This window comes from Pseudomonas sp. D3, assembly GCF_029320995.1.
In the GTDB taxonomy this organism is placed as follows: Bacteria; Pseudomonadota; Gammaproteobacteria; order Pseudomonadales; family Pseudomonadaceae; genus Aquipseudomonas; species Aquipseudomonas paraveronii.
Genome location: NZ_CP119772.1, coordinates 6,112,292 through 6,136,745, shown reverse-complemented (window position 1 = coordinate 6,136,745; position 24,454 = coordinate 6,112,292). Strand labels below are relative to the sequence as shown.

General features: G+C 62.0%; 24 protein-coding genes, 2 pseudogenes and 1 riboswitch. Of the genes and pseudogenes, 17 read left to right on the top strand and 9 right to left on the bottom strand.

Annotated features, from left to right (window positions below; genetic code table 11):
* Positions 1-115: 115 nt before the first annotated feature.
* The 9 genes from mdcA (at position 116) to madM (ending at position 7,251) form a co-directional block, all read left to right on the top strand.
* Positions 116-1,786: a malonate decarboxylase subunit alpha gene (gene mdcA / locus P3S72_RS28495; RefSeq protein WP_276195282.1), complete on the top strand. Its 1,671-nt coding sequence runs from the start codon at positions 116-118 to the stop codon at positions 1,784-1,786.
* Positions 1,787-2,635 carry a triphosphoribosyl-dephospho-CoA synthase gene (locus tag P3S72_RS28490; RefSeq protein ID WP_276195281.1) on the top strand — a complete coding sequence of 283 codons (849 nt, stop codon included), beginning with the start codon at positions 1,787-1,789 and terminating at the stop codon, positions 2,633-2,635.
* On the top strand, positions 2,635-2,934 hold the full coding sequence (locus tag P3S72_RS28485) for a malonate decarboxylase subunit delta (RefSeq protein WP_276195280.1): 300 nt from the start codon (positions 2,635-2,637) through the stop codon (positions 2,932-2,934). Before P3S72_RS28490 ends, P3S72_RS28485 begins: the two co-directional genes overlap by 1 nt.
* Complete coding sequence (locus P3S72_RS28480; protein ID WP_276195279.1) at positions 2,927-3,769, top strand: biotin-independent malonate decarboxylase subunit beta; 843 nt, start codon at positions 2,927-2,929, stop codon at positions 3,767-3,769. Before P3S72_RS28485 ends, P3S72_RS28480 begins: the two co-directional genes overlap by 8 nt.
* Positions 3,766-4,536 carry a biotin-independent malonate decarboxylase subunit gamma gene (gene mdcE, locus P3S72_RS28475; protein WP_276195278.1) on the top strand — a complete coding sequence of 257 codons (771 nt, stop codon included), beginning with the start codon at positions 3,766-3,768 and terminating at the stop codon, positions 4,534-4,536. Before P3S72_RS28480 ends, mdcE begins: the two co-directional genes overlap by 4 nt.
* Positions 4,530-5,126, top strand: a complete 597-nt coding sequence (locus P3S72_RS28470) for a malonate decarboxylase holo-ACP synthase (RefSeq protein ID WP_276195277.1) — start codon at positions 4,530-4,532, stop codon at positions 5,124-5,126. Before mdcE ends, P3S72_RS28470 begins: the two co-directional genes overlap by 7 nt.
* Positions 5,123-6,022 (top strand): malonate decarboxylase subunit epsilon, encoded by a 900-nt coding sequence (gene mdcH, locus P3S72_RS28465; RefSeq protein WP_276195276.1) that lies wholly within the window; start codon positions 5,123-5,125, stop codon positions 6,020-6,022. The genes P3S72_RS28470 and mdcH overlap by 4 nt, the downstream gene beginning before the upstream one ends.
* A gap of 66 nt (positions 6,023-6,088) precedes the next feature.
* Positions 6,089-6,481 carry a malonate transporter subunit MadL gene (gene madL / locus P3S72_RS28460; RefSeq protein WP_276195275.1) on the top strand — a complete coding sequence of 131 codons (393 nt, stop codon included), beginning with the start codon at positions 6,089-6,091 and terminating at the stop codon, positions 6,479-6,481.
* A gap of 5 nt (positions 6,482-6,486) precedes the next feature.
* Complete coding sequence (gene madM / locus P3S72_RS28455; RefSeq protein ID WP_276195274.1) at positions 6,487-7,251, top strand: malonate transporter subunit MadM; 765 nt, start codon at positions 6,487-6,489, stop codon at positions 7,249-7,251.
* A gap of 96 nt (positions 7,252-7,347) precedes the next feature.
* Here madM and P3S72_RS28450 read toward each other — a convergent pair whose 3' ends face one another.
* Positions 7,348-8,268 carry a LysR substrate-binding domain-containing protein gene (locus P3S72_RS28450; RefSeq protein ID WP_276195273.1) on the bottom strand — a complete coding sequence of 307 codons (921 nt, stop codon included), beginning with the start codon at positions 8,266-8,268 and terminating at the stop codon, positions 7,348-7,350.
* Between the two features lie 145 nt (positions 8,269-8,413).
* Between P3S72_RS28450 and P3S72_RS28445 the strand changes: the two genes are divergently transcribed.
* Positions 8,414-9,031 carry a hemolysin III family protein gene (locus tag P3S72_RS28445; protein ID WP_276195272.1) on the top strand — a complete coding sequence of 206 codons (618 nt, stop codon included), beginning with the start codon at positions 8,414-8,416 and terminating at the stop codon, positions 9,029-9,031.
* A gap of 142 nt (positions 9,032-9,173) precedes the next feature.
* On the opposite strand, the pseudogene P3S72_RS28440 reads toward P3S72_RS28445, so the two are convergent.
* Positions 9,174-9,644 (bottom strand): annotated as a pseudogene (locus P3S72_RS28440) (LysR substrate-binding domain-containing protein); the annotation flags it as partial.
* A gap of 45 nt (positions 9,645-9,689) precedes the next feature.
* Between P3S72_RS28440 and P3S72_RS28435 the strand changes: the two are divergent.
* Positions 9,690-9,815, top strand: a pseudogene (locus tag P3S72_RS28435) (amino acid ABC transporter substrate-binding protein); the annotation flags it as partial.
* A gap of 18 nt (positions 9,816-9,833) precedes the next feature.
* On the opposite strand, the gene P3S72_RS28430 reads toward P3S72_RS28435, so the two are convergent.
* Together P3S72_RS28430 and P3S72_RS28425 are read right to left on the bottom strand one after the other, a co-directional pair.
* Positions 9,834-10,553 (bottom strand): 16S rRNA (uracil(1498)-N(3))-methyltransferase, encoded by a 720-nt coding sequence (locus P3S72_RS28430; protein ID WP_276195271.1) that lies wholly within the window; start codon positions 10,551-10,553, stop codon positions 9,834-9,836.
* Between the two features lie 91 nt (positions 10,554-10,644).
* Positions 10,645-12,051, bottom strand: coding sequence for an adenosylmethionine--8-amino-7-oxononanoate transaminase (locus tag P3S72_RS28425; RefSeq protein WP_276195270.1), 1,407 nt, complete (start codon positions 12,049-12,051; stop codon positions 10,645-10,647).
* A gap of 270 nt (positions 12,052-12,321) precedes the next feature.
* Here P3S72_RS28425 and P3S72_RS28420 point away from each other — a divergent pair, with 270 nt between their 5' ends.
* Both P3S72_RS28420 and P3S72_RS28415 read left to right on the top strand, forming a co-directional pair.
* A complete protein-coding gene (locus P3S72_RS28420) occupies positions 12,322-12,873 on the top strand; it encodes a cytochrome b (RefSeq protein WP_247407209.1) in 552 nt (183 codons plus the stop codon).
* Positions 12,874-12,905: 32 nt separating this feature from the next.
* Entirely contained in the window at positions 12,906-13,502 is a 597-nt protein-coding gene (locus tag P3S72_RS28415; RefSeq protein WP_017844972.1) for a YceI family protein, read from the top strand.
* A gap of 68 nt (positions 13,503-13,570) precedes the next feature.
* On the opposite strand, the gene P3S72_RS28410 is transcribed toward P3S72_RS28415, so the two are convergent.
* The 5 genes from P3S72_RS28410 to ahcY form a co-directional block, all read right to left on the bottom strand.
* A complete protein-coding gene (locus P3S72_RS28410) occupies positions 13,571-15,472 on the bottom strand; it encodes a DEAD/DEAH box helicase (RefSeq protein ID WP_276195269.1) in 1,902 nt (633 codons plus the stop codon).
* A gap of 222 nt (positions 15,473-15,694) precedes the next feature.
* Positions 15,695-16,498, bottom strand: a complete 804-nt coding sequence (locus P3S72_RS28405; protein WP_247398926.1) for a transporter substrate-binding domain-containing protein — start codon at positions 16,496-16,498, stop codon at positions 15,695-15,697.
* A 63-nt stretch (positions 16,499-16,561) separates the two neighbouring features.
* Positions 16,562-17,644, bottom strand: a complete 1,083-nt coding sequence (locus tag P3S72_RS28400; protein WP_276195268.1) for a hypothetical protein — start codon at positions 17,642-17,644, stop codon at positions 16,562-16,564.
* A gap of 78 nt (positions 17,645-17,722) precedes the next feature.
* Positions 17,723-18,568: a methylenetetrahydrofolate reductase [NAD(P)H] gene (metF, locus tag P3S72_RS28395; protein ID WP_253399864.1), complete on the bottom strand. Its 846-nt coding sequence runs from the start codon at positions 18,566-18,568 to the stop codon at positions 17,723-17,725.
* A 170-nt stretch (positions 18,569-18,738) separates the two neighbouring features.
* Positions 18,739-20,148 (bottom strand): adenosylhomocysteinase, encoded by a 1,410-nt coding sequence (gene ahcY, locus P3S72_RS28390; protein ID WP_276195267.1) that lies wholly within the window; start codon positions 20,146-20,148, stop codon positions 18,739-18,741.
* Between the two features lie 21 nt (positions 20,149-20,169).
* Positions 20,170-20,276, bottom strand: a riboswitch (S-adenosyl-L-homocysteine riboswitch).
* A gap of 198 nt (positions 20,277-20,474) precedes the next feature.
* On the opposite strand from ahcY, the gene P3S72_RS28385 reads away from it, so the two are divergent.
* The 4 genes from P3S72_RS28385 (at position 20,475) to P3S72_RS28370 (ending at position 24,413) form a co-directional block, all read left to right on the top strand.
* Entirely contained in the window at positions 20,475-20,879 is a 405-nt protein-coding gene (locus P3S72_RS28385; protein WP_276195266.1) for a hotdog domain-containing protein, read from the top strand.
* A gap of 98 nt (positions 20,880-20,977) precedes the next feature.
* Entirely contained in the window at positions 20,978-22,909 is a 1,932-nt protein-coding gene (locus P3S72_RS28380) for a patatin-like phospholipase family protein (protein WP_276195265.1), read from the top strand.
* 71 nt (positions 22,910-22,980) lie between these two features.
* Complete coding sequence (locus P3S72_RS28375; protein ID WP_276195263.1) at positions 22,981-23,868, top strand: formate/nitrite transporter family protein; 888 nt, start codon at positions 22,981-22,983, stop codon at positions 23,866-23,868.
* Positions 23,869-24,026: 158 nt separating this feature from the next.
* Positions 24,027-24,413 (top strand): MAPEG family protein, encoded by a 387-nt coding sequence (locus P3S72_RS28370; protein WP_276195261.1) that lies wholly within the window; start codon positions 24,027-24,029, stop codon positions 24,411-24,413.
* The last annotated feature ends 41 nt before the right edge of the window (positions 24,414-24,454 follow it).

Below are 24,454 nucleotides of genomic sequence, written 5' to 3'. Positions count from 1 at the left end.
CGTGTTTGTTGCTTATTCATTACTCCAGCCGTAACGATTCAGCGCCCAGCTTGATTGATGCCCCTCTGAATCACTCCTAAGGTACAGCCCACGACAGCAAACCCGTGGAGCGACCATGACAACAATAATTACCCCCGACTCGCGCTGGACGCGGCGGCGCGATGAAAAGCAGCGGCGGCTCGGGCTGGTCAAGCAGTATGCGGATGGGGCCGTGCTGCCCAGCGACAAAATCGTCGAGGCCCTCGAAGCCCTGATCCTCCCCGGCGACCGCGTGGTGCTGGAAGGCAATAACCAGAAGCAGGCGGATTTCCTCTCGCGCTCCCTGGCCAAGGCCGACCCGGCCAAGCTCCACGATTTGCACATGATCATGCCCAGTGTCGGCCGGTCCGAGCACCTGGATCTGTTTGAGAAGGGCATCGCACGCAAGCTCGACTTCTCCTTCGCCGGCACCCAATCCCTGCGCATCAGCCAGTTGCTGGAAGACGGCTTGCTGGAAATCGGCGCGATCCACACCTACATCGAACTCTATGCCCGGCTGGTGGTGGATCTGATCCCCAATGTGGTGCTCTCGGCCGGATTCATGGCCGACCGCGCCGGTAACATCTACACCGGCGCGAGTACCGAAGACACCCCTGCGTTGATCGAGCCTGCCGCGTTCAGCGACGGCATCGTCATCGTGCAGGTCAACCAGTTGGTGGACGACGTCACTGACTTGCCCCGCGTCGACATCCCGGCCAGTTGGGTGGATTTTGTGGTGGTGGCTGACAAGCCGTTCTACATCGAACCGCTGTTCACCCGCGACCCGCGCCACATCAAGCCGGTGCATGTGCTGATGGCGATGATGGCGATCCGTGGCATCTACGAAAAACACAACGTGCAGTCGCTCAACCACGGCATCGGCTTCAACACTGCCGCCATCGAATTGATCCTGCCCACCTACGGCGAATCCCTGGGCCTGAAGGGCAAGATCTGCCGCAACTGGACCCTCAACCCGCACCCCACGCTGATTCCCGCCATCGAAAGCGGCTGGGTCGAAAGCGTGCATTGTTTCGGCACCGAGCTGGGCATGGAGAATTACATCGCCGCCCGCCCGGATGTGTTCTTCACCGGCCGCGACGGTTCCATGCGCTCCAACCGGATGTTCTGCCAACTGGCCGGCCAATACGCGGTGGACCTGTTTATCGGCGCCACCCTGCAAGTGGACGGCGACGGGCATTCCTCCACGGTCACCCGTGGCCGCCTCGCCGGTTTTGGCGGCGCGCCGAACATGGGCCACGACCCGCGCGGTCGCCGCCATGGCACCCCGGCCTGGCTCGATATGCGTCACGAGGATGCCCCCGAAGCACTCTTGGAGCGCGGCAAAAAGCTCGTGGTGCAAATGGTCGAGACGTTCCAGGAGGGCGGCAAACCGACCTTCGTCAACACCCTCGACGCGGTGGAAGTGGCGCGTAAAAGCGGCATGCCCCTGGCGCCGATCATGATCTACGGCGACGACGTCACCCACCTGCTCACCGAAGAAGGCATCGCCTACCTGTACAAGGCGCGTTCCCTGGAAGAGCGCCAGGCGATGATCGCCGCCGTCGCCGGGGTGACCGCCATCGGCCTGCGCCATAACCCCAAGGACACCGCGCGCATGCGTCGCGAAGGCCTGATCGCCTTGCCCGAAGACCTCGGCATCCGCCGCACCGACGCCACCCGCGAATTGTTGGCCGCCAAGAGCGTGGCCGATCTGGTGGAGTGGTCCGGTGGTTTGTACAACCCGCCCGCCAAGTTCAGGAGCTGGTGAATGCGCGCCCTCAAACTGCACGAACTCAGCCTCGCCGAACGCCTGGCGGACCTCGCCGTCGACGCGTTGATCGACGAAGCCGACCTGTCGCCCAAACCCGCCCTGGTGGACCGCCGTGGCAACGGCGCCCACAGCGACTTGCACCTGGGCCTGATGCACGCCTCGGCGTTGTCCTTGTGGCCGATGTTCCTGGCAATGGCCGAAGCCGCCCTCGACATCGGCGAAGTCGGCTTGCCCCTGCGCGAAGCCCTCGGCCGCATCGGTCGCGACGGTGAGCAGGCGATGCTCGTCACCACCGACGGTGTGAACACCCATCGCGGTGCGATCTGGGCCCTCGGCTTACTCACCGCCGCAGCGGCACTGGAGCCGCAATCCTGCACCCCGAATGCCGTGACCTTAAAAGCGGCAAAACTGGCCCTGCTCGACGATCGCTATGCCCCGCAACCGATGAGCCACGGCGCGCAGGTGGCGCAACGTTACGGCGCACGCGGTGCCCGTGAAGAAGCCCAACTGGGTTTCCCTTCAGTGCTGCAACGCGGCCTGCCGCGACTGCACAAAAGCCGCCAGCAACAGGCCGGTGAGCAGAACGCACGCCTGGATGCCTTGCTCGCGATCATGACCGACCTGGCCGACACCTGCGTGCTCTACCGCGCTGGCCCCGCCGGCCTGCACGCCATGCAACACGGCGCGCAAGCGGTGCTCGACGCCGGCGGCAGCGCCACCCTCGCGGGGCGCCGCCACCTGCACGAACTCGATCAACAGCTGTTGGCCCTGAATGCCTCCCCCGGTGGCGCCGCCGACCTGTTGGCCGCCTGCCTGTTTATCGACCGCCTCGACGGAGCGTTTTGATGGAAACTTTATCCTTTGAATTCCCCGCCGGGCAGCCACCCAAAGGCCGCGCGCTGGTGGGGTGTGTCGGTTCGGGCGACCTCGAAGTGCTGCTGGAACCGGGCACGCCCGGCATCCTGACCATTCAGGTGCAGACCTCGGTGAATGGCGCCGAACAACGCTGGCAGCACCTGTTCGAGCGGATCTTCCTGGAGCAGACACCGCCAGCACTGAACATTGATATCCACGACTTCGGCGCCACCCCCGGCGTGGTGCGCCTGCGCCTGGAGCAGGGCTTCGAGGAGATCGGCCATGACTGACTTGCTCAGCAAACACAGCTTCGTCGAACTGGGCGCACGGCAGCGGGCCAAGGCCTTGTTGGACGCGGGCTCTTACCGTGAACTGATCGACCCGTTTCAGCGAGTCATGTCGCCCTGGCTCAGCCTTCAGGGCGTGGTGCCCCAGGCCGATGACGGCGTGGTGATCGGCAAAGGCCGCATCGCCGGCAAGCCGGTGGTGATCGCCGCGATCGAAGGCAACTTCCAGGGCGGCAGCCTCGGTGAAGTCGGCGGCGCAAAAATCGCCGGCGCCCTTGAGCTGGCGGCCGAAGACAACCGCAACGGCATCCCGACCTGCGCCGTGCTGCTGCTGGAAACCGGTGGCGTGCGCCTGCAGGAAGCCAACCTGGGCCTGGCGGCGATTGCCGATATTCACGCCGCGATTGTCGATCTGCGCCAGTATCAGCCGGTGATCGCTGTGGTGGCGGGCAGCGTCGGTTGCTTTGGCGGCATGTCCATCGCCGCCGGGCTGTGCAGCTACCTGGTGGTGACCCGCGAAGCGCGGCTGGGCCTGAACGGTCCGCAGGTGATCGAGCAGGAAGCCGGCCTGGACGAATACGATTCCCGCGATCGGCCCTTTATCTGGAGCCTGACCGGCGGCGAGCAACGCTTCAACAGCGGCTTGGCCGACCGTTACGTGGCAGACGATGTCGCGCAGATTCAGCAGACCGTCAGCGCGTTGTTGCAGCTCGGTTTGCCGGCCCAACAACGCAGCCGCCGGGCCGACTTCTATCTGGCGCGCCTGGCTGAGCTGGACGCCGAACCGCAAATCGACCCGGCGACGGTTCGCGATCTGTATCAGGGAGAACGCTCATGAGAGGTTTGCAGTGGTTCAACGCATTGAGTGCCGGCGCCCAACCTGTGGAAGGGTTGCCGAACTCGCTGAAAGTCGCCGATGGCGTATTGGGTGAACACCAGGTGCGCTTTATCGCCGTGGTCCCCGACGCGCAAAACCGCTTCCCCCGCGCACGCAACGGCGAAGTCGGCTTGCTCGAAGGGTGGGGTTTGGCCAAAGCCGTGGATGAAGCCATCGCGACGGGCGACAAACGCCCATTGATCGCCATCGTCGATGTGCCGAGCCAAGCCTACGGCCGTCGCGAAGAAGCCCTCGGCATTCATCAAGCCCTGGCGGCTGCCGTCGACAGCTACGCCCGCGCCCGTCTGGCCGGGCACCCGGTGATCGGGTTGTTGGTGGGCAAGGCCATGTCCGGTGCGTTCCTCGCCCACGGTTACCAGGCCAACCGCTTGATCGCCCTGCGCGACCCCGGCGTGATGGTACACGCCATGGGCAAGGCCTCGGCGGCGCGGGTAACCCTGCGCAGCGTCGAAGAACTCGAAGCCCTGGCCGCCAGCGTGCCGCCGATGGCCTATGACATCGACAGTTATGCCAGCCTCGGTTTGCTCTGGGAGACCCTATCGGTCAGCCAGATTGAACAGCCGACGAAGGACGATGTGGCGCGGGTCAGCGATTGCCTGGTCAATGCGATCAGGGATGTCGATGGCCGTGATTTGAGCGGTCGCCTCGGCGCCACCAATCGTTCTGCCTCCAGCCATGTCCGCCAACTGCTGCGGGCGCAATGGTGAACGCTCACGACCTGCTCTGGGGCATGACCCCGGCGCATGTCCCTGCCGATGCGCCGGCCTGGGTGCTGGCGGCGCTCGGTGCCGGGCAGCCGGTGGTGGTCCGTCGCGCCATTGCGCAACCGGGCCATGTGGCGGTCGGCGTGCGCGGGCGTTTGCGCGAGCAGCGTTTCGCCGCCGAAATGCCGCTGGCGCTGGTGCAACGGCGGGTGGTGCCGGAAGCGCTGCGCGAGGTGATCTCGCCCCGCGATGTACCGGCATTGCGCGCGCTCGCTCAATTGCGGCCGATGCTGGCGCAGAAGGACTGGGGCGTCAGCGGCAGTGCGGGTTTTGAATTGGCCACGGGCATTGAAGCGCTGCATGACAGCAGCGATCTGGATTTGATCCTGCGCACCCCAGAGCCGCTTGAACGACGCGACGCCGGGGACTTGCTGGCGATCCTGGACACGGCAGCCTGCGTTGTGGACCTGCAACTGCAAACCCCGTTTGGCGCCGTCGCCTTGCGCGAATGGGCGGGCTCGTCACGCCGCGTGCTGCTCAAAGCCGCCAGCGGTGCGCATCTGGTGATTGATCCCTGGCAGGCGCTGATATGAGCAGCCTGCTGGTGTTTCCGGGGCAGGGCGCGCAACGGCCCGGCATGCTCGGGCATCTGCCCGCGCCGGTGCTGGACGAAGCCAGCGCGGCCTTGGGTGAAGACGTGCGCCAGCTCGATTCTGCGCGGGCCTTGGCCAGTACCCGCGCCGTGCAGTTGTGTCTGTTGATTGCGGGCGTGGCCCATGCGCGTCTGCTGGCGCGCACGCCGGATTATGTGGCGGGCTTGTCCATCGGCGCTTACCCGGCGGCGGTGATTGCCGGGGCCCTGGACTTTGCCGACGCGGTCAGGCTGGTCAGCCTGCGTGGCGAACTGATGCAGCAGGCTTATCCACAGGGCTACGGCATGACCGCCTTGATCGGCCCGGACTTATCCACTGTCGAAACCCTGCTGGCCGAAATCCATAGCCCCGAAACCCCGGTGTACCTGGCCAATATCAACGCCGATAACCAGACGGTGATCGCCGGCAGCGATGAAGCGATGCAGCGCGTGGCCCAGCGCGTCAAAGGCAACGGCATCGCCAAGCGTCTGGCCGTCAGCGTGCCGTCCCATTGCGCGCTGCTGCAGCGGCCGGCCCAGGCGCTGGCTGAAGCGTTCGTCACGCTCAAGGCTCCGCGTATCACCTACCTGAGCAGCACACGGGCGCGGCCGATCCACGACCCTGCGCAGTTGCGCGACGACCTGGCCTTCAACATGTGCCGCGTCGTCGACTGGCGCGGCACGGTGCAAAGCGCCTATGAGCGCGGCGTGCGCCTGCAAATCGAACTGCCCCCCGGCGCCGTACTCACCGGTTTGTCACGCCGCGTGTTCGAACAAGGCACGGTGATCGCCTGCGAAGGTGCGCGCCTGGACACCGTGCAGGCCCTGCTGGAAGAGGAGGAACACCGCCACCGATAAAGCACTACCCAAGGCTTTCGAAGCACAAAAACAAAAAATCGATCGAGCACTTTGAGGACAACAACAATGATTATCTATGGTGTGGCGTTTCTGGCGCTTTGCACGTTGGTCGGGCTGTTTGTGGGCGAACTGCTGGGTAAATGGATGGGTATCCCGGCCAACGTCGGCGGGGTTGGCATCGCCATGTTGCTGTTGATCGGCCTGGGCAGTTACCTCAGCAAGCGTGGCTTGTTTACCGTTAAGTCGGAACAAGGCGTGAGCTTTTGGGCGGCTATCTATATCCCGATTGTGGTGGCCATGGCTGCCCAGCAAAACGTCTATGGCGCCATCAGTGGCGGGCCCATGGCGATCTTGGCCGGGACGTTTGCGGTGGTGCTCGGGTTTGCCTTGGTGCCGGTGCTGATGCGCATCGGCAACCAGGAGCCAAGCGCTGTTGTTCCCACTAAAGATGCCGGGTGATCGCTATGTACGAATCGATGATGAAAGTGATCACCGGCTACGGCCTGATCAGTGGTTTCGCGGTAATCGGCTTGACCATGTGGGTGTCCTACTGGATTTCCAACACGTTCACCAAAGGCCGTCTGCACGGCTCGGCCATCGCCATTTTGTTGGGGTTGCTGCTGTCATACGTCGGCGGCGCCTTCACCGGCGGCGCCAAGGGTGTGGTGGATATCCCGTTGCTGTCAGGCATTGGCCTGCTCGGTGGGGCGATGCTGCGGGACTTCGCCATCGTGGCCACGGCATTTGGCGTGAGTGTGGATGAGCTCAAGCGAGCCGGGTACGTTGGCGTACTGGCGTTGTTTATCGGCGTGGGGTCGTCGTTTATCGCCGGTGTGTCGGTGGCCATGGCATTTGGTTATACCGATGCCGTAAGCCTCACCACCATAGGCGCCGGGGCGGTGACCTATATCGTCGGCCCGGTGACCGGTGCCGCGATTGGCGCCAGCTCCGAGGTTATGGCGCTGTCCATTGCCGCGGGGCTGATCAAGGCCATCCTAGTGATGGTGATGACCCCGTTTGTAGCGCCATTGATTGGCCTGAACAACCCTCGCAGCGCCGTTATCTTCGGCGGCCTGATGGGCACATCCAGCGGTGTGGCGGGAGGCCTGGCGGCAACCGATCCGAAGCTGGTGCCTTACGGCTGCCTGACAGCGGCGTTCTATACGGCGCTGGGATGCTTGCTGGGGCCGTCGTTGCTGTTTCTGATCATGCGTGGCTTGGTGGGTTGACGGGGCCGCAGGCAAGCCTGCTCCCACCTATTGACCGAGTATGCTCAGGCGGCTCGGTCAACGGCAGGCGCCGGGCTTGCCCCCGATAGCGGTCTGTCAGGCTGTCACCTGGCGATTGGCATACATCCGACACTCCGCCAACAACGCCAGTAAATTCGGGTCGCGCTCCTTGGCCTTCAAGAACACCACCCCGATATGCTGCTGCAACCGATACCTGGGTTGCAGCGGTATCAGCTTCACGCGGTTCTCATACACCGCCGCAATCCTTCCCGGCAGCAGCGCATAACCCACCCCCGAACTGACCATGCTCAGCAGCGTGAAGATGTCATTGACCTGCATCGCCACCTTCGGCTCGAACCCCGCTTGCTTGAACACCCGGTTGCCGTCCTGGTGGGTGGCGAAGCCCTGGGTGAGGGTGATGAACGTGGCGTCACGCACGTCGGCCAGGTCGATTTGCTGCTCGCGGTCGAAGGGCGAATCGGCGGGCGTGGCGAGGAAGATGTCGTCGGAGAACAGCGCAATCTGCGCACAGTCGGGATCGTTGGCGTGTTCGTCGAGGGAGATGAGGATCGCGTCGACTTCCATGTTCTTGAGCTTGTACAGCAGGTCGAAGTTGGAGCCGAGGATCAGGTCGATGTTGAGTTCGCTGCGGCGGATTTTCAGGCCCATGATCAGTTGCGGCACGGTTTTCACCGTCAGCGAATACAGCGAGCCGAGCTTGAAGCGTTCGGCGGAGAACCCGGCGGCTTCGCGGGTCAGACGCACGCTGTCGATCACCTCGGCTATCAGCTTTTGCGCACGTTCTTCGAGCACGTAGGCGCTTTCCAGCGGGGTGAGGTTGCGGCCTTCATGCTTGAACAGCGGGCAGCGCAGGGCGTTTTCCAGGGAGTGGATGGCGCGGTGTACGCTGACGTTGCTGGTTTGCAGCTCGGCGGCGGCGCGGGCCAGGTTGCCGGTGCGCATGAACGCCAGGAAGATTTCCAGCTTTTTGAGGGTGAACTCTTCGTCGATCAGCATGGCCGTGGCTCTTGTTCGAATACGGCCGATTGTGCCCGCAAAACCGCGCGGCGTCGCCGGAACGTCATAAGGCCCTTGCACTCTTATGCGCAAGGCGGGACGCTTGTCAGGCAGCGGTTAACGGTTACAAGGGGGGCAGTGACAGATGTACCACGGGGAACGATTCAACGCCTGGAGCCATTTGCTCGGTGCAATCGCGGCGTGTGTGGGCGCCGTGTGGATGTTGGTGGTGGCGAGCCTGGATGGCAGCCCCTGGAAGATTGTCAGCGTGGCGATTTATGGCTTTACGCTGATGGTGCTGTACAGCGCGTCGACGGTGTATCACAGCGTGCAGGGGCGGCGAAAAGCGATCATGCAGAAGGTCGATCACTTTTCGATCTACCTGTTGATCGCCGGCAGTTACACGCCGTTTTGCCTGGTCAGTTTAAGAGGCCCGTGGGGCTGGACGCTGTTCGGGATCGTGTGGGGGCTGGCGGTGGTCGGCATTCTGCAGGAGATCAAGCCGCGTTCCGAGGCGCGGGTTCTGTCGATCGTGATCTACGCGGTGATGGGTTGGATCGTGCTGGTGGCCGTCAAGCCGCTGATTGCGGTACTGGGTACGGCGGGGTTTATCTGGCTGGCGGCGGGCGGCGTGTTGTACACCGTCGGCATCATCTTTTTTGCCCTGGAGGATCGCCTGCGGCATTCCCATGGGATCTGGCATTTGTTTGTGATCGGCGGCAGTTTGCTGCATTTTGTGGCGATCATGCATTACGTGCTCTAACGGGCAACGCGGTCAAAAAAATGTGGGAGGGGCGGTGCGACGATTCGACTTGCCCCCGATGGCGGTGTGTCAGTTGGCAAATAAGCTGGCTGAACCACCGCCATCGGGGGCAAGCCCCCTCCCACATGTGTTCTCGGCGTTCTCACAGGCGTTCGAGCAGCTCCCGTGCACGCTCACCGAAGATCTGCAGCAGGTTGGCCAGCATGTGCGGCGGCGGTTCGTAGGCGCGGGTCAGGGCGTACAGGGTGATCGGCAGTGGCGGTGTGAGCGTGCGGATGCGGGTGGTCGCCGTCGACGCGCCGAGGGCGGTGAAGGGGTCAGCGCTGGACAGGCCAATCAACGGCGCTCCCGCCAATTCCGCCAACGGCAGCGGCTTGCGGGTTTGCGCCTCGGTCCAATAGCCCTTGGACGCCAATGCGACCAAGGCTTCGTTGGCCAGCACTTGGGTGGTGAGTCCCGGGTGGCCGGCGAAGTTGAGGGTCAGCGCCAGGTCGATCTCGCGCATCAACAGCTTCTGCACCAACTCGCGGCTATGGTCGCTGGACAGCTCGCAGGCAATGTCCGGGTAAGCGCGCTGCCACTGCAGAATCGCCGGCGGTAGCAACGACAGGGCCGGGCGCCCCGCGCCGCTTAAATCGTCATCACCCGAGAACCAACGATCGATGGGATTTGTCGGCGCGGGTTTGAGCCGCCGATCCCACCGAAGGGCTTGAACCTGGAGTTTCCGATGAGCGCCGAGTTGAAGGCGATCTTCGCTAAGCCAGCGAGCGATCCGGTGGAATAAACCCTCTCCTCGGGTTGGTCAGAAATCGCCCCACAGTTGTTGGGCGACCGACAGCGCGACAACCGGTGCGGTTTCGGTGCGCAACACGCGCGGGCCGAGGCGGGCGGCATGGAAGCCGGCGCCTTGGGCGGTGTCGATTTCAGGGTCGGTCAAGCCGCCCTCGGGGCCGATCAGAAAGGCCAGGCTCGACGGCTTGGCGTGGCTGATCATCGGCTCGGCGACCGGGTGCAGCACCAGCTTCAGGTCCGCCTCGGTCTGCTTCAGCCAATCGGCCAGTAACAGCGGCGGGTGAATCACCGGCACCGTCGAACGCCCGCATTGCTCACAGGCACTGATCGCCACCTGGCGCCAGTGCTGCAGGCGTTTGTCGGCGCGTTCGTCCTTGAGGCGCACTTCGCAGCGCTCGCTGAAAATCGGCGTGATGGCGTTGACGCCCAGTTCGGTGGCTTTCTGAATCGCCCAATCCATCCGCTCGCCCCGGGACAGGCCCTGGCCGAGGTGAATGTGCAGCGGCGATTCGGTCTGCCCGGCGAATTGCTCGGTCAGTTGCACGCTGACGCGTTTTTTCCCGACCTCCAGCAACGTGCCGCGAAACTCCTGCCCGGAACCGTCGAACAGTTGCACGGCATCGCCTTCGACCATGCGCAGCACGCGGCTGATGTAGTGCGCCTGGGCTTCGGGCAATTCATGCTCGCCGAGGCTCAACGGGGTGTCGGTGAAAAAGCGGGACAGTCTCATTTCTGTTCTCTGGAAAAATACAAAACCTGTGGGCGCCGGGCTTGCCCGCGATGACGGTAGACCTGGCACCCGATCAGTCGAGTGAGCCCAATCAGCCCGGATCGCGAAAGCCTGGGTGAAAGTCCTTCGGCACGGCGACGCTGACGGTGCTGTTGGTGGCGATATCGATCCCTTCACTCGCCACTTCGGCCAGGAAGTCGATCTGCTCCGGTGTAATCACATACGGCGGCAGGAAATACACCACGCTGCCCAACGGCCGCAGCAGCGCACCGCGCTCCAGGGCGTGCTCGAACACCTTCAGGCCGCGGCGTTCCTGCCACGGGTAGGCGGTTTTGGTGGCTTTGTCCTGGACCATCTCGATGGCCAGCACCATGCCGGTCTGGCGCACTTCCGACACGTGGGGGTGGTCCACCAGGTGTGCGGTGGCCGTGGCCATGCGCTGGGCCAGGGCCTTGTTGTTTTCGATGACGTTGTCTTCTTCGAAAATATCCAGGGTCGCCAGGGCCGCCGCGCACGCCAGCGGGTTGCCGGTGTAGCTGTGGGAATGCAGGAAGGCGCGCAGGGTGTGGTAGTCGTCGTAGAAGGCGCTGTAGACGTCTTCGGTGGTGACCACTGCCGCCAGCGGCAAGTAGCCGCCGGTGAGGGCTTTGGACAGGCACAGGAAGTCCGGGCGGATGCCGGCCTGTTCACAGGCGAACATGCTGCCGGTACGGCCGAAGCCGACGGCGATTTCGTCATGGATCAGGTGTACGCCGTAGCGGTCGCAGGCTTCGCGCAGCAGCTTGAGGTACACCGGGTGGTACATGCGCATGCCGCCGGCGCCCTGGATCAGCGGTTCGACGATCACGGCGGCGACCGTGTCGTGGTTGTCCGCCAAGGTCTGTTCCATGGCCAGGAACATGTTGCGCGAGTGTTCTTCCCAGCTCATGCCCTCGGGGCGCATGTAGCAATCCGGGCTCGGTACTTTGATGGTGTCGAGCAGCAGCGCCTTGTAGGTTTCGGTGAACAGCGGCACGTCGCCCACCGACATCGCGGCGATGGTTTCGCCGTGGTAGCTGTTGGTCAGGGTGACGAAGCGCTTTTTGTTCGGCAGGCCACGGTTGAGCCAATAGTGAAAGCTCATCTTCAACGCGACTTCGATGCACGACGAGCCGTTATCGGCGTAGAAGCACCGGGTCAGGCCTTCAGGCGTCATCGCCACCAGGCGCTCGGACAGTTCGATCACCGGCTGGTGGCTGAAGCCGGCGAGGATCACGTGTTCCAGTTGGTCGACCTGGTCTTTGATGCGCTGGTTGATGCGCGGGTTGGCGTGGCCGAACACGTTGACCCACCAGGAGCTGACGGCGTCGAGGTAGCGCTTGCCTTCGAAGTCTTCCAGCCATACGCCTTCACCCCGCTTGATCGGGATCAGCGGCAGTTGCTGGTGGTCTTTCATCTGGGTGCAGGGATGCCACAGCACCGCGAGGTCGCGTTGCATCCACTGGTTGTTCAAGCCCATCGTCTATCTCCTCGAAGCGGTCCTGCATCTTCGCAGGCGAAACAATCGCGCAAGCCTATGCAATGGAGGCCCGTGTCACAAGCCATTGTGGGGAATTCGCGGTAAACATAGGACGGACTGTCACGTTTCTTGGGAATAGTCTTAATCCCTCGTTAACGTATCGTGCCTAGGCTTATGATCATATTTCTCGATATTTCAAAGCAAAAATTTGCGCTTTAATTCGATAGGTAAATCGTTAGTCTTGAGCACAGTTCTTACGGGATTAAGTACATGCAGCTACGTAACTCACCAGCCCGCTACGGCTGGGTCAGCATGGTGTTGCATTGGGGCGTGGCCCTGGTGGTGTTTGGTCTGTTCGCCCTGGGCTTGTGGATGGTCGGTCTCGACTACTACAGCACGTGGCGCAAAGACGCGCCGGACCTGCACAAAAGCATCGGCATCACGCTGTTCGCAGTGATGCTGGTGCGTATTGTCTGGCGCCTGATCAGCCCGCCGCCGCCGGCGCTGGCCAGCTACAGCCGCCTGACGCGAATCGGTGCTGCCTTTGGCCATGCGTTCCTTTATGTCGGTTTGTTTGCCGTGATGATTGCCGGTTACCTGATTTCCACCGCAGACGGTGTGGGTATCCCGGTGTTTGGCCTGTTTGAGATTCCTGCTGTGGTTTCCGGCTTGCCGGACCAGGCAGACACCGCTGGCGTGGTGCATCTGTACCTCGCCTGGGTGCTGGTGGTTTTCGCCGGCTTGCATGGCGTAGCCGCGTTGAAGCACCACTTTATCGATCGTGATGCGACCCTCACGCGAATGCTGGGGCGCAAAGCCTGATGTTCAACCTCGACTCACAAGGAATAGAAAGCATGTTGAAAAAGACTCTCGCCGCTCTGGCAATCGGTTCTGCTCTGCTGTCGGCAGGTCAGGTGATGGCCGCTGACTATGTTGTCGACAAAGAAGGCCAGCACGCCTTCGTCGATTTCAAGATCAGCCACTTGGGCTACAGCTTCATCACCGGTACGTTCAAGGACCTGGACGGCAAGTTCAGCTTCGATGCCGCCAAGCCTGAAGACAGCAAGATTGAGTTCAACGTCCGTACCGCCAGCGTGTTCACCAACCACGCCGAACGTGACAAGCACATCTCCAGCAAAGACTTCCTGGACGTTGGCAAGTTTGCCGATGCCAAGTTCGTCTCCACCAGTGTTAAAACCACCGGTAAAAATGCTGCGGGCCAAGTCACTGCCGACGTGACCGGCGACCTGACCCTGCACGGCGTGACCAAGCCGATCGTTGTCAAGGCCACCTTCCTGGGTGAAGGCAAAGATCCATGGGGCGGCTACCGTGCCGGTTTTGAAGGCACCACCAGCTTCAATCGCCAGGACTTCGGCAAGCAGATGGACCTGGGCCCAGCGTCCAACAATGTTGAGCTGTACGTGACGTTTGAAGGTGTGAAAGCGAAGTAATTTTCGCCCGCCACACAAAAATGCCCCGGATCTCACGATCCGGGGCATTTTTTATGACGCTTTGAAAATCAGCGGTTGCGGGTCAGCAGCGCTGGTTTTTCACCACGAGGACGGCCTGGCAACTGATCCAGTTGCTCGGGTGTCGGGAAGCGATCGGCTTTCGACTCCTTGTGGATGATCTTTGGTGCCGGGCCGCCGCGCGGGTTTTGCACCGCTGGCTCGGACAACTGTGGCTGGTCGTCACGGGCTGGGCGGCGGTTGTTGCTACGCGAGTCTTCGCGACGCGCCTGGCCATCACGCGGTGCGCCGTTACGCGGGCCGCTGCGCTTGGCCGGTGGGGTGCCGGTGGTGCCGCCGCTGCTGTTGCGCGGGCCGTTCTGGCGCGCGCCCTGTGGCTGACCGCCACGGGGTGCGGCCGTGCCGGTGCCAGCGCCCGGAGCCGGAGCGCCTGGACGACGGCCACGGCCCTGGGCCGGTTTGGCCTGAGGCACGTAGTCGACGCGGTTACCGAAGTTATCCACATCGTCGTCGAGGAACTCGTCCGGCGCGCGGTCGGCGCTGGCGCGTGGCGTCTGGCTTGGCTGGCTCGGCTGACGCTGTTCGCGAGCCGGGGTGCCTTCACGGGGTTTCTGCTCGCGGGCCGGGCGTTCGCCACGGCCGTTGGTTGGCGCTTTTTCCTTGCCGCCCTTGTCCTTGCCCTTGTCGCGACGACCACCGCCGCCACCGCCGCCGTTCGGGCCATCGCCCTTCGGACCGCGTGGGTTGCGCGGGTTACGCACGTCCGGACGCTCGCGCACTTCAGGCTTCTCGGCCTCAACGGCGCTGGAATCGAAGCCCATCAGGTTGCCGTCGGCAATTTTCTGCTTGGTCATGCGTTCGATGCTTTTCAGCAGTTTTTCTTCGTCCGGCGCTACCAGGGAAATGGCTTCGCCCGAACGACCGGCGCGGCCGGTACGGCCGATACGGTGTACATAGTCTTCGTCGACGTTGGGCAGCTCGAAGTTGACCACGTGTGGCAGTTGGTCGATATCCAGGCCGCGTGCGGCGATATCGGTGGCCACCATGATGCGTACTTCACCGGCCTTGAAGTCGGCCAGCGCTTTGGTGCGCGCGTTCTGGCTCTTGTTGCCGTGGATGGCGACGGCGGTGAGGCCGTGCTTGTCCAGGTACTCGGCCAGGCGGTTGGCGCCGTGCTTGGTGCGGGTGAACACCAGCACCTGTTCCCACGCGCCATGGGTGATCAGGTGGGCGAGCAACGAACGCTTGTGGCTGGCAGCCAGGCGGAACACGCGTTGCTCGATACGCTCGACCGTGGTGTTCGGCGGCGTGACTTCGATGCGTTCCGGGTTGTGCAGCAACTTGCCGGCCAGGGCGGTGATGTCGTTGGAGAACGTTGCCGAGAACAGCAGGTTCTGACGTTTGGCAGGCAGGCGGGCGAGGACCTTTTTCACGTCATGGACAAAGCCCATGTCGAGCATGCGGTCGGCTTCGTCCAGCACGAGGATTTCCACGTGGGACAAATCGACGCTGCCTTGGCCGCACAGGTCGAGCAGACGACCCGGGCAGGCGACGAGGACGTCAACGCCACGGGACATGGCCTGAACCTGTGGGTTCATGCCGACGCCGCCGAAGATGCAGGCGCTGACGAACTTCAGGTCGCGGGCATACAGCTTGAAGCTGTCATGCACTTGGGCGGCGAGTTCGCGGGTAGGGGTCAGGACCAGTACGCGCGGTTGGCGCGGGCCATGACGCTGGGACTTGTCCGGGTGACCGTTGGGGAACAACCGCTCCAGAATCGGGAGGGCGAAACCGCCGGTTTTACCAGTACCTGTCTGAGCCGCAACCATCAGGTCGCGACCTTGCAACACGGCGGGAATGGCCCGCTGTTGCACCGGAGTAGGCTCGGTATAGCCCGCTGCCTCGATGGCGCGGACTAAAGCCTCGGAGAGACCGAGGGAAGCAAAGGACATGAGTAATCCTGTTCTAGTTAGGGCTTGGCCCAAAGGGATAATCTTGCCGGGCGTGAATGGCGCTTAGGGGAGCGCAATCCCGTCCGGTCCTGCTGCGTCTGGCGGGCACTCCACCGGCTCGCGCGGGCTTGAAAGCTGCGCAGTAGCGGGGTTGGGTGCCTTTTTCAAGACCTCAGCGGCCGGGCGTAAGCCTGGCGGGAAGGCCGGAGTATAACAGAGCAATCACGGCGCGCTGCTTTCCTGCTGCTCAACGGTGCGTTCAGGCAGTGTAATCGGCTCGGCTGCGGTTTGAATACCACCATATTTGGCGCTCAAGGCGGTGTAGGCCGGCTCGTGCTTGAAGCGCTTGAGTTCAGCGGCAAAGCGCTGCACCAGCAGGTCCATGCCTGCGCCCCGGCGCACCGCGAGGAACTGCTGCTGGCGGCTGATCACGATGGGCGCCTGGCTGACCTTGCCTTCCAGGCCCAATGCCTTGATCACATGCTGAGCGACCCTGCGGTCAGTCACCAGCAGATCGATGCGGCCAAGCATCAATTTGCCGAAGTTCGCTTCATGAGTCGGCGCCGGCTCGCGATGGAACAGGCTGGATTCGCTGAATTGCGCGCCATACAGGTAGCCCGGCGAGGTGCCGACGGTCAGGTTGCGCAGCTCTTCGAGGGTTTGGGCCGGGTGGGGCCGCTCATTGGCGTAGAACAGCACGAACTCCACCTCCGACAGCGGTTCGCTGGGGTACAACAGCAGGGCATCGCGCTCATGGCTGTGGAAAATATCCAGCGCGCCGTCGGCGTGGCCTTGTTCGAGCATGTTCAGGCAGCGTTTCCATGGCAGGAATTGCCATTCCACATCGACGCCCAGGCGCTGGAACACGATCACCGTGGTTTCATAGTCCAGCCCGCGCATGGTGCCGTTGTCGTCGTACACATAGGGCGCCCACGGCTCGGTGACAATGCGCAACTTCTCTCCGTAAGCGGCCAGGCTCAGGCAAGTGAAAAATGTCGCGGTCAACAGCTTGAGAATCACGGGCATGGCCTGAGGTTACGACGCTCCTGCGTTAAAGAGAAGCTCTGGCACACGCATCTGCGGGGATCGCTAGTGGGCTGGCGAGGTCATCAAGTGTTCGTAGATTGCGGTGCGCCGCTCGCCGAGAATCAGCCTGACCGCCGGGTTGGCGAACCAGTGTTCCAATTGGTGGGCGTCGAACGGACGCTTTTGGCGCTGTTCCTGATTCTGTCGCGCCTTGTCCCACCACGCCGGGCCGCACGCCCGGTCGAACTCGTTTTCGTGCTCGTAGCAACCGTAGAGAATTTCGCGGATGAACTGTTGCTGGTGCTTGGGCAAGAGCAGGGTGATCAGCTTGTACATCAGGCGCTGCAGGCGCGGTGGTCGCGGCAAGTGGGAGGAGACCTGCCGCGTGTCGGCCAGGGCCTGCGCGCTGGTGGGGGCGGCCGCGTGCTTGGCGACCCACGCTTTGACCTTGGCGCGGAACAACTGCTTGCGGCTCCAGTAGTGGTGGATCAGGTCCGGGCACCCGCGCACGTTGAGGGTGCGGTAGGCGGCGATCGACAGGCAGAACTCTTCCAGGGTGTAGGCGCCCTGGGCGTGAGGGAACAGTTCGTCCATCAACTCGATGGAGTGATCGAGGATGTGCGCGTCCTGTTGCGTCAGGCCGATGACCCCGGAGTTGAGATTCATCATGTCATCGTCGGCCAAGCCCATGTCCAGCAGGCGTTGGTGCAACGCGGAGTAGAGAATGTTTTCGTGGTTGTCGCCGTACTTTGAGTAGAAATCGTTGCACAGCAGGGTGCCGGGCTGCACGCGCTCGAACAGGGTCGTGGGCGAATGGTGGAAGAACGTGTCGGTGTCGATCAGCAGCGCCACTGGCGATTCTTTCAGCACCTGGCGCAGCACCACATGTTTGGTGCGGAAGTGATAACCGTGGGGCTCGCTCCAGCGTTTGCGGGTGGCTTCGTCCAGCGGGCGCACACGCACCGGCAGCAGGCGATAGGGTTCGGGGTTGTCGCTGAAGACCTGGATGTCTATGGCGGCGTCCGGAGTCTCCTGCAGAAAAGCCAGCGCACTGGCGATGCTGAAGACGGCCTCCTGGTGATAGGTCTCGGCGCCGAAAACCAGATAGACCAGTTGCGGGCGGGAAGTCGGGGGCGCGGTATTCATGGACTGCTGGGTTCCGTGGGCATGTAAAACGACAAAGGCCCTCGTAGGGGCGAGGGCCTTGGCACCGCCGGGCAGGCGTTAGCGTGGCAGCTTCAGGTTGTTCCAGATGGCAAGGCTAGGTTCAGCCTGGTTCAGGGTATAGAAGTGCAACCCTGGCGCGCCACCTTGCAACAATTGTTCACACATCTCACTGATAACCTGTTCGCCGAACGCCTGGATGCTTTTGACGTCGTCGCCATAGGCTTCCAGTTGTTTACGCACCCAGCGTGGGATCTCAGCACCGCAGGCGTCGGAGAAGCGCGCCAGCTTGCTGTAGTTGGTGATCGGCATGATGCCCGGCACGATCGGGATGTTCACACCCAAGGCCCGTACACGCTCGACGAAGTAGAAGTAGCTGTCGGCGTTGAAGAAGTATTGGGTGATTGCACTGTCGGCGCCGGCGTTGGCCTTGCGCACAAAGTTCTGCAAATCGTCTTCGAAGTTGCGCGCCTGTGGGTGCATCTCCGGGTAAGCGGCCACTTCGATGTGGAAGTGATCGCCGCTTTCTTCGCGGATGAAGCTCACCAGGTCGTTGGCGTAGCGCAGCTCACCGCTGGCGATGCCCATGCCGGATGGCAAGTCACCGCGCAGGGCGACGATGCGCTTGATCCCGGCGGCCTTGTATTGGGTCAGCAGGGCGCGCAGGTCGGCCTTGCTGTCGCCCACGCACGACAAGTGCGGCGCGGCGGGAATTTTGACTTCGCTTTCCAGCTGCAACACGGTGTTGATCGTGCGGTCACGGGTCGAACCGCCGGCGCCGTAAGTGCAGGAGAAGAAGTCGGGGTGGTAGCTGGCCAACTGCTTGGCAGTCGCCATCAGTTTTTCATGCCCAGCATCGGTCTTGGTCGGGAAGAACTCGAAGCTGTAGCGACGGTCTTGGGACATGGTAATACCCTTGGAAACTCAGAATACCGGAAGGCGTGCACCGATTAATGTGGGAGCGGGCTTGCTCGCGATGGGGGCGGCTCGCTGTTGCAGGTGTGCCGAGTCGGTGCCATCACGAGCAAGCCCGCTTCCACAAAATGCCCCCTCCCGAAGAGAGGGCAACAGGCATATCAGTAGCGGTAAGCGTGCGGCTTGAACGGACCTTCAACGGTCACGCCGATGTAGTCGGCCTGGGTCTTGGTCAGTTGAGTCACCACGCCGCCGAAGCCGCGGACCATTTCCAGGGCCACTTCTTCGTCGAGTTTCTTCGGCAGCACTTCCACGGTCAGGCGCTCGGCTTTCTGGGCCGGCGACAGGTCGGCGTATTTCTGGCCGAACAGGAAGATCTGCGCCAGTACCTGGTTGGCGAACGAGCCATCCATGATGCGGCTTGGGTGGCCAGTGGCGTTACCCAGGTTTACCAGGCGGCCTTCGGCCAGCAGGATCAGGTAGTCGTCGTTCTGCGGGTCGAAATCGCCCGAGCCGGTACGGTGAACCTTGTGGACCTGTGGCTTCACTTCTTCCCATGCCCAGTTCTTGCGCATGAAAGCGGTGTCGATTTCGTTGTCGAAGTGACCGATGTTGCACACCACGGCGCGCTTTTTCAGGGCCTTGAGCATGTTGGCATCGCAGACATTCACGTTACCGGTGGTGGTCACGATCAGGTCGATCTTGCCCAGTAGGGCCTTGTCGATGCTTGCTTCGCTGCCGTCGTTGATACCGTCGATGAACGGCGAAACCACTTCGAAACCGTCCATGCAGGCTTGCATGGCGCAGATCGGGTCAACTTCGGAGACCTTGACGATCATGCCTTCCTGACGCAGGGACTGGGACGAACCCTTGCCCACGTCACCGTAGCCGATCACCAGGGCTTGCTTGCCCGACAGCAGGTGGTCGGTGCCGCGCTTGATGGCATCGTTCAGGCTGTGACGGCAGCCGTACTTGTTGTCGTTCTTGCTCTTGGTCACCGAGTCGTTGACGTTGATGGCCGGGATTTTCAGCTCGCCCTTGGCCAGCATGTCCAGCAGGCGGTGTACGCCGGTGGTGGTTTCTTCGGTCACGCCGTGGACGCGGTCGAGGATCTGCGGGTACTTCTTGTGCAGTAACTCGGTCAGGTCGCCGCCGTCGTCGAGGATCATGTTGGCATCCCATGGCGCGCCATCTTTCAGGATGGTTTGCTCCAGGCACCACTCGTACTCTGCTTCGGTCTCGCCTTTCCAGGCGAATACCGCGATACCGGCGGCAGCGATGGCGGCGGCAGCCTGGTCTTGCGTCGAGAAGATGTTGCAGGACGACCAACGCACTTCGGCACCCAGGGCAACCAGGGTTTCGATCAGCACGGCAGTCTGGATGGTCATGTGGATGCAGCCAAGAATCTTCGCGCCCTTGAGCGGTTGCTCAGCGGCGTACTTGCTGCGCAGGCCCATCAGGGCTGGCATTTCGGATTCGGCGATAAAGGTTTCGCGACGGCCCCAGGCAGCGAGGGACATGTCGGCGACTTTGTAGTCGTTGAAATCTGCAGGCGTAATTACAGCGCTCATGAAGAGCCTCCATTCGTAGTGTGCGAATGGGCGCCGTTGTGCGTTTAGTATCAGGCCAGGGTAACCAGGCCGGACAACGCCCCATCCGAGCCTGACAGGTTGAACCTGCTGCAGCGCCCCTCGGACAGGTGGCGGGAGAACGGTATCAACTGAAGATGACCGTTTTGAAGCGGGGGCGATTATAGCTGTGTACGCGGCACTTCCCAAGCCTTTCTGTCGGCGGGATGAAGATCGCGCATGGGGTTGATAGGCAATAGCGCATAGAGCTTGAGCCCGGGCTCTGCCATGATGTTGCCCATCATTCGGCAAGACGTTTTGGAGTGACCATGAACTTCCACACCCGCAAATGGGTAAAACCTGAAGACCTCAACCCCAACGGCACCCTGTTCGGTGGCAGCCTGCTGCGCTGGATCGACGAGGAAGCGGCCATTTACGCGATTGTTCAATTGGGCAACCAGCGGGTGGTGACCAAGTACATCTCCGAAATCAACTTCGTCAGCGCCTCGCGCCAGGGCGACATCATCGAGCTGGGCATCACCGCCACCGATTTCGGCCGCACCTCCATCACCCTGACCTGTGAAGTGCGCAACAAGATCACCCGCAAAAGCATCCTCACTGTGGAAAAAATGGTCTTCGTCAACCTCGGCGAAGACGGTTTGCCCGCGCCGCACGGCCGGACCGAGATCAAGTACGTGAAGGACCAGTTCAAGGAAGACAGCCACCCTGCGTAACCGCTCACCGGTTTGATTGCTTTACCAAATCATTCCAGGTGGATCTTTCCCGGGCGTTCTCATCACTCAGGACTACATCCTGTATTGAGAGCCTGTGTATGAAAGTGTCCTCCAATCCGGCTGCCCAAATTCGGCCGCCTTCGCTTCAGTCGCCACAATCCTCCTTCAGCCAAGGCGTGAAACCGACCTTGGTTGAAGGGGTTGGGCCGCGCAAGCTGAGCCTCTCCCGCGACATTAACGGCCAGGTGGACATTGTGGTGTCGCCGCCACCGCCCAGCCATCTGGTGCTCAGTGGCGGGGGAGCCAAAGGCATTGCCTATCCGGGGATGGTGCAGGCGCTTGAGGACAGCGGGAAGCTGCAAGGTATCCAGGTTATTTCCGGCTCATCGGCCGGCGCGATTTCTGCAACGTTGCTCGCCAGTGGCATGAACGCCGAGGTCTTCGGCAAGCTATCGAACAGTATCGACCTGCCGAGCCTGTTGAATAGTAACGACCCGTTAACGGCCTGGCTGCAAGAGGCCAGTACTCGTATTGGCAAACTCATCGGGCGCTTGCCAGGCCCTGCCGGCAATATCGCCCAATTGCTGCTGACCTTGATGCCGCGCCTGCAAACCGAGGCGTATCCCCTGGAGGAATTGCTGCGCAACGAGTCACGCCAGTCGATCCTCGCCCATATCGCCGCCACGCCAAGGGCCACCCGGCCAGACGCAGTCATGAAAATTGCTGACCGGCTCAGCGCTGGCGGCGCGCCGACTTTTCGCGATCTTGAGGTGTTGAACCGACATATCCCAGCGATCAAGCCACTCAATATCACCGGTACGGGTATGTTCGACGGCCGCCCGCAATTGGTGGCGTTTAACGCCAGCTTGACCCCAGACATGGACATCGCCCGCGCCGCGCACATTTCGGCGTCATTGCCGGTGCTTTTCAAGCGCCCGACCGAGCAGGGCCATGCCTTTCAGGAAACTGCCGAAGCCACGGCGTTTCAGGACGGTGGCCTGCTGCTCAACACGCCGGCTCCCGGGGTGATCGAGCGCTCGTTTGCAGAAAGTCCGCTAAGCCAGTACGAGTCTCTGATCGTCAAATTTGAAGCCGAAGACGCTGCAACGCCGAAAAAAAGCGTCGGGTTTTTCAGTGGCCTCGTCGATAAGGTGACGGGAACGTCCCATACGTCCGCCGAGGCCTATCAAGATGAACGGCTCAAGGCGTTTGCCGAGCAGACAGTGGTCCTGCGGCTGAAGACGAATAAGGGGGATTTTCGCGGCACACTCAACGGCACCGTGAACTTCACCATGAGCGCCGAGCACAAGCAGCATCTGCAGGCACACGCGCGCAAAACCGTGGCGGCGCACTTGGAGCAACGCGACACGGTTCGCGAGCATCACACTTTTGCTTCATTGGATGACGCTGTGCTGGCGATGGACGATGAGATGTTGGCCAGTGTGCAGGAAACCTTGCAGAAAGAGCCGGCTGCGGCTGCGGTATTGAGGTTCAGAAAGAGCGCGCAACAAGCATTGCAGGCCCTGGACAATGCCATTGCCAAGGTGAACCAGAACTACGACAGCTTGATCTTCACCCCTGAACTGTCTGCCGCGCTGCGCAACCTGGATGCGCTCGCCAGCCGGCCTGAACATGTCGAGTGGCTGGGGCGGCGCCTGAATGCAGCGGGGCAGCGCAATTTTCAGCAGTTGTTGCAGGTGGCGGCCAAGCAGGCTTCGGGCGCCTCGCCGATGTCCAAGGTCATGGCCAGTGCGGTCGCCGAAATGAAAAGGCGCGACCTCTCGGTAAAGGCCGAAAATTTCACCCGCGAGGTCATCTACCCATCGCTGTACCGCCCCGGCCAGACAGGCGCCAACGTCGACTTGTTGCAACGCGCCGCAGGTAATTTGGCCAAGGCGACCACCCCCGCTGAGTTCAACCGAGTGCTCGACGACATCATTCAGCACTACGGTGCGCGCAACAAACCCTGGTCAAAATCGTTCCGCTCGACCACGGTGGAGATGGCCAAAGCCTGGCGCATACCGGTTTAGTTGCCACGCCACTGAACAGCCATTGCTCCAGCCTGTCGTAGCTACAGACACCTCTTGGACTCTGGAACATCATGGCCACGAACGACGACGGCAAAACCCCCAACCTGTCGCAGGAAGAACAGCACGACGTTGACAAGAACCAGCCGCCCCGCGCGGCTGTACTGCATGAAATCATCCGCACTCAGGGCGATCAGGAGCTCGAGCGCTCGGTGGCGGCATTGTGGTGGTCGGCGCTGGCGGCGGGCCTGACTATGGGCCTCTCACTGATGGGCATGGGCCTACTCAACTCGCGCCTGCCGGACGGTGAAGGGTTCAAAGTCATCGCCAGCTTCGGCTATTGCGCGGGCTTTTTGGCGGTGATCCTCGCACGCCAGCAGTTGTTCACTGAAAACACCCTGACCGCAGTGCTGCCGGTGATGAGCAAACCGACCCTGGCCAATGCCGGGCGTCTTCTGCGCCTGTGGACGGTGGTGCTGGTGGGTAACTTGTGCGGCACCTTGCTGGTGGCCTATGTGATGCTGCACTTGCCGATCTTCGATACCAAGACCGACTTGGCCTTCCTTGAGATCGGACGCAAAGTCATGGAAAACGCCCCCGGCCAGATGTTCGCCAAGGGCATCGTTTCCGGCTGGATGATCGCCACCATGGTGTGGATGATCCCGTCGATGGAAAGCGCCAAGATCTGGATCATCATCCTGATCACCTACCTGATGGCGCTGGGGGATTTCACCCACATCGTGGTCGGTTCGGCGGAAGTGTCTTACCTGGTATTTGCCGGCGAATTGCCGTGGAAGGATTTCTGGCTAATATTCGCCGGGCCGACCCTGGCCGGCAATATCATTGGCGGGAGCTGTATCTTTGCGCTGATCAGCCACGCGCAGATCCGCAGCGAAAGCAGCCTGCCGGGCAAGGCTGCAGCGGACCCGAGGCATCCGCAGCGGATCAATAAGGATCAGTGAGCGGAGGCGCTACCGGCGCCGACCGGGGCGTGTGTTGATGAGCTACGCTTGGGTGCTTTGGGTCATGCAGTTGGGCCCATCGCCTGTGGATGGGGGCTGACCAGCATGTTCGTGATAAAACGCTAGCCGTCTTGATAAAACCAAAAAAGGAATGAGTAATGACTGTCGCTTTCTGGTGTGTATTGATCGCAATCTTTCTGCCTTACCTGTGTATAGGTGTGGCCAAATTCAGCGGCGGCAAGTTCGGGCCACGGCAGAACCATGACCCGCGTGCCTTCCTCGATACCTTGGAAGGCTTCGCCAAACGTGCCCACAGCGCGCAGCTCAACAGCTTTGAAGTGACCCCGGCGTTTGCTGCCGCTGTGATCATCGCGCACCTGGCTGGCAACGCCGAACTGGTCACGATCAATGTCCTCGCGGTGTTGTTTATCACCAGTCGCCTGCTGTACATCATCTGCTACCTGGCGGACTGGGCCATCCTGCGCTCGCTGGTGTGGGCGGTTGGCATGGCGCTGATTGTGAGTTTCTTCTTCGTCTCGATCTAACGCCTGCCGCCGTGTGGGAGCCGGCTTGCTCCCACATTGTC

Bases quoted from the DNA above. Each gene is read 5' to 3' on its own strand.
- P3S72_RS28385 (WP_276195266.1), top strand. From the start codon at position 20,475: ATGAACTTCCACACCCGCAAATGGGTAAAACCTGAAGACCTCAACCCC.
- P3S72_RS28470 (WP_276195277.1), top strand. From the start codon at position 4,530: ATGGTGAACGCTCACGACCTGCTCTGGGGCATGACCCCGGCGCATGTC.
- P3S72_RS28370 (WP_276195261.1), top strand. From the start codon at position 24,027: ATGACTGTCGCTTTCTGGTGTGTATTGATCGCAATCTTTCTGCCTTAC.
- P3S72_RS28405 (WP_247398926.1), bottom strand. From the start codon at position 16,498: ATGCCCGTGATTCTCAAGCTGTTGACCGCGACATTTTTCACTTGCCTG.
- mdcH (WP_276195276.1), top strand. From the start codon at position 5,123: ATGAGCAGCCTGCTGGTGTTTCCGGGGCAGGGCGCGCAACGGCCCGGC.
- P3S72_RS28415 (WP_017844972.1), top strand. From the start codon at position 12,906: ATGTTGAAAAAGACTCTCGCCGCTCTGGCAATCGGTTCTGCTCTGCTG.
- P3S72_RS28490 (WP_276195281.1), top strand. From the start codon at position 1,787: ATGCGCGCCCTCAAACTGCACGAACTCAGCCTCGCCGAACGCCTGGCG.
- metF (WP_253399864.1), bottom strand. From the start codon at position 18,568: ATGTCCCAAGACCGTCGCTACAGCTTCGAGTTCTTCCCGACCAAGACC.
- madL (WP_276195275.1), top strand. From the start codon at position 6,089: ATGATTATCTATGGTGTGGCGTTTCTGGCGCTTTGCACGTTGGTCGGG.
- P3S72_RS28410 (WP_276195269.1), bottom strand. From the start codon at position 15,472: ATGTCCTTTGCTTCCCTCGGTCTCTCCGAGGCTTTAGTCCGCGCCATC.
- ahcY (WP_276195267.1), bottom strand. From the start codon at position 20,148: ATGAGCGCTGTAATTACGCCTGCAGATTTCAACGACTACAAAGTCGCC.
- P3S72_RS28485 (WP_276195280.1), top strand. From the start codon at position 2,635: ATGGAAACTTTATCCTTTGAATTCCCCGCCGGGCAGCCACCCAAAGGC.
- P3S72_RS28380 (WP_276195265.1), top strand. From the start codon at position 20,978: ATGAAAGTGTCCTCCAATCCGGCTGCCCAAATTCGGCCGCCTTCGCTT.
- P3S72_RS28375 (WP_276195263.1), top strand. From the start codon at position 22,981: ATGGCCACGAACGACGACGGCAAAACCCCCAACCTGTCGCAGGAAGAA.
- P3S72_RS28425 (WP_276195270.1), bottom strand. From the start codon at position 12,051: ATGGGCTTGAACAACCAGTGGATGCAACGCGACCTCGCGGTGCTGTGG.
- P3S72_RS28450 (WP_276195273.1), bottom strand. From the start codon at position 8,268: ATGCTGATCGACGAAGAGTTCACCCTCAAAAAGCTGGAAATCTTCCTG.
- P3S72_RS28445 (WP_276195272.1), top strand. From the start codon at position 8,414: ATGTACCACGGGGAACGATTCAACGCCTGGAGCCATTTGCTCGGTGCA.
- madM (WP_276195274.1), top strand. From the start codon at position 6,487: ATGTACGAATCGATGATGAAAGTGATCACCGGCTACGGCCTGATCAGT.
- P3S72_RS28430 (WP_276195271.1), bottom strand. From the start codon at position 10,553: ATGAGACTGTCCCGCTTTTTCACCGACACCCCGTTGAGCCTCGGCGAG.
- mdcA (WP_276195282.1), top strand. From the start codon at position 116: ATGACAACAATAATTACCCCCGACTCGCGCTGGACGCGGCGGCGCGAT.
- P3S72_RS28480 (WP_276195279.1), top strand. From the start codon at position 2,927: ATGACTGACTTGCTCAGCAAACACAGCTTCGTCGAACTGGGCGCACGG.
- P3S72_RS28420 (WP_247407209.1), top strand. From the start codon at position 12,322: ATGCAGCTACGTAACTCACCAGCCCGCTACGGCTGGGTCAGCATGGTG.
- mdcE (WP_276195278.1), top strand. From the start codon at position 3,766: ATGAGAGGTTTGCAGTGGTTCAACGCATTGAGTGCCGGCGCCCAACCT.
- P3S72_RS28400 (WP_276195268.1), bottom strand. From the start codon at position 17,644: ATGAATACCGCGCCCCCGACTTCCCGCCCGCAACTGGTCTATCTGGTT.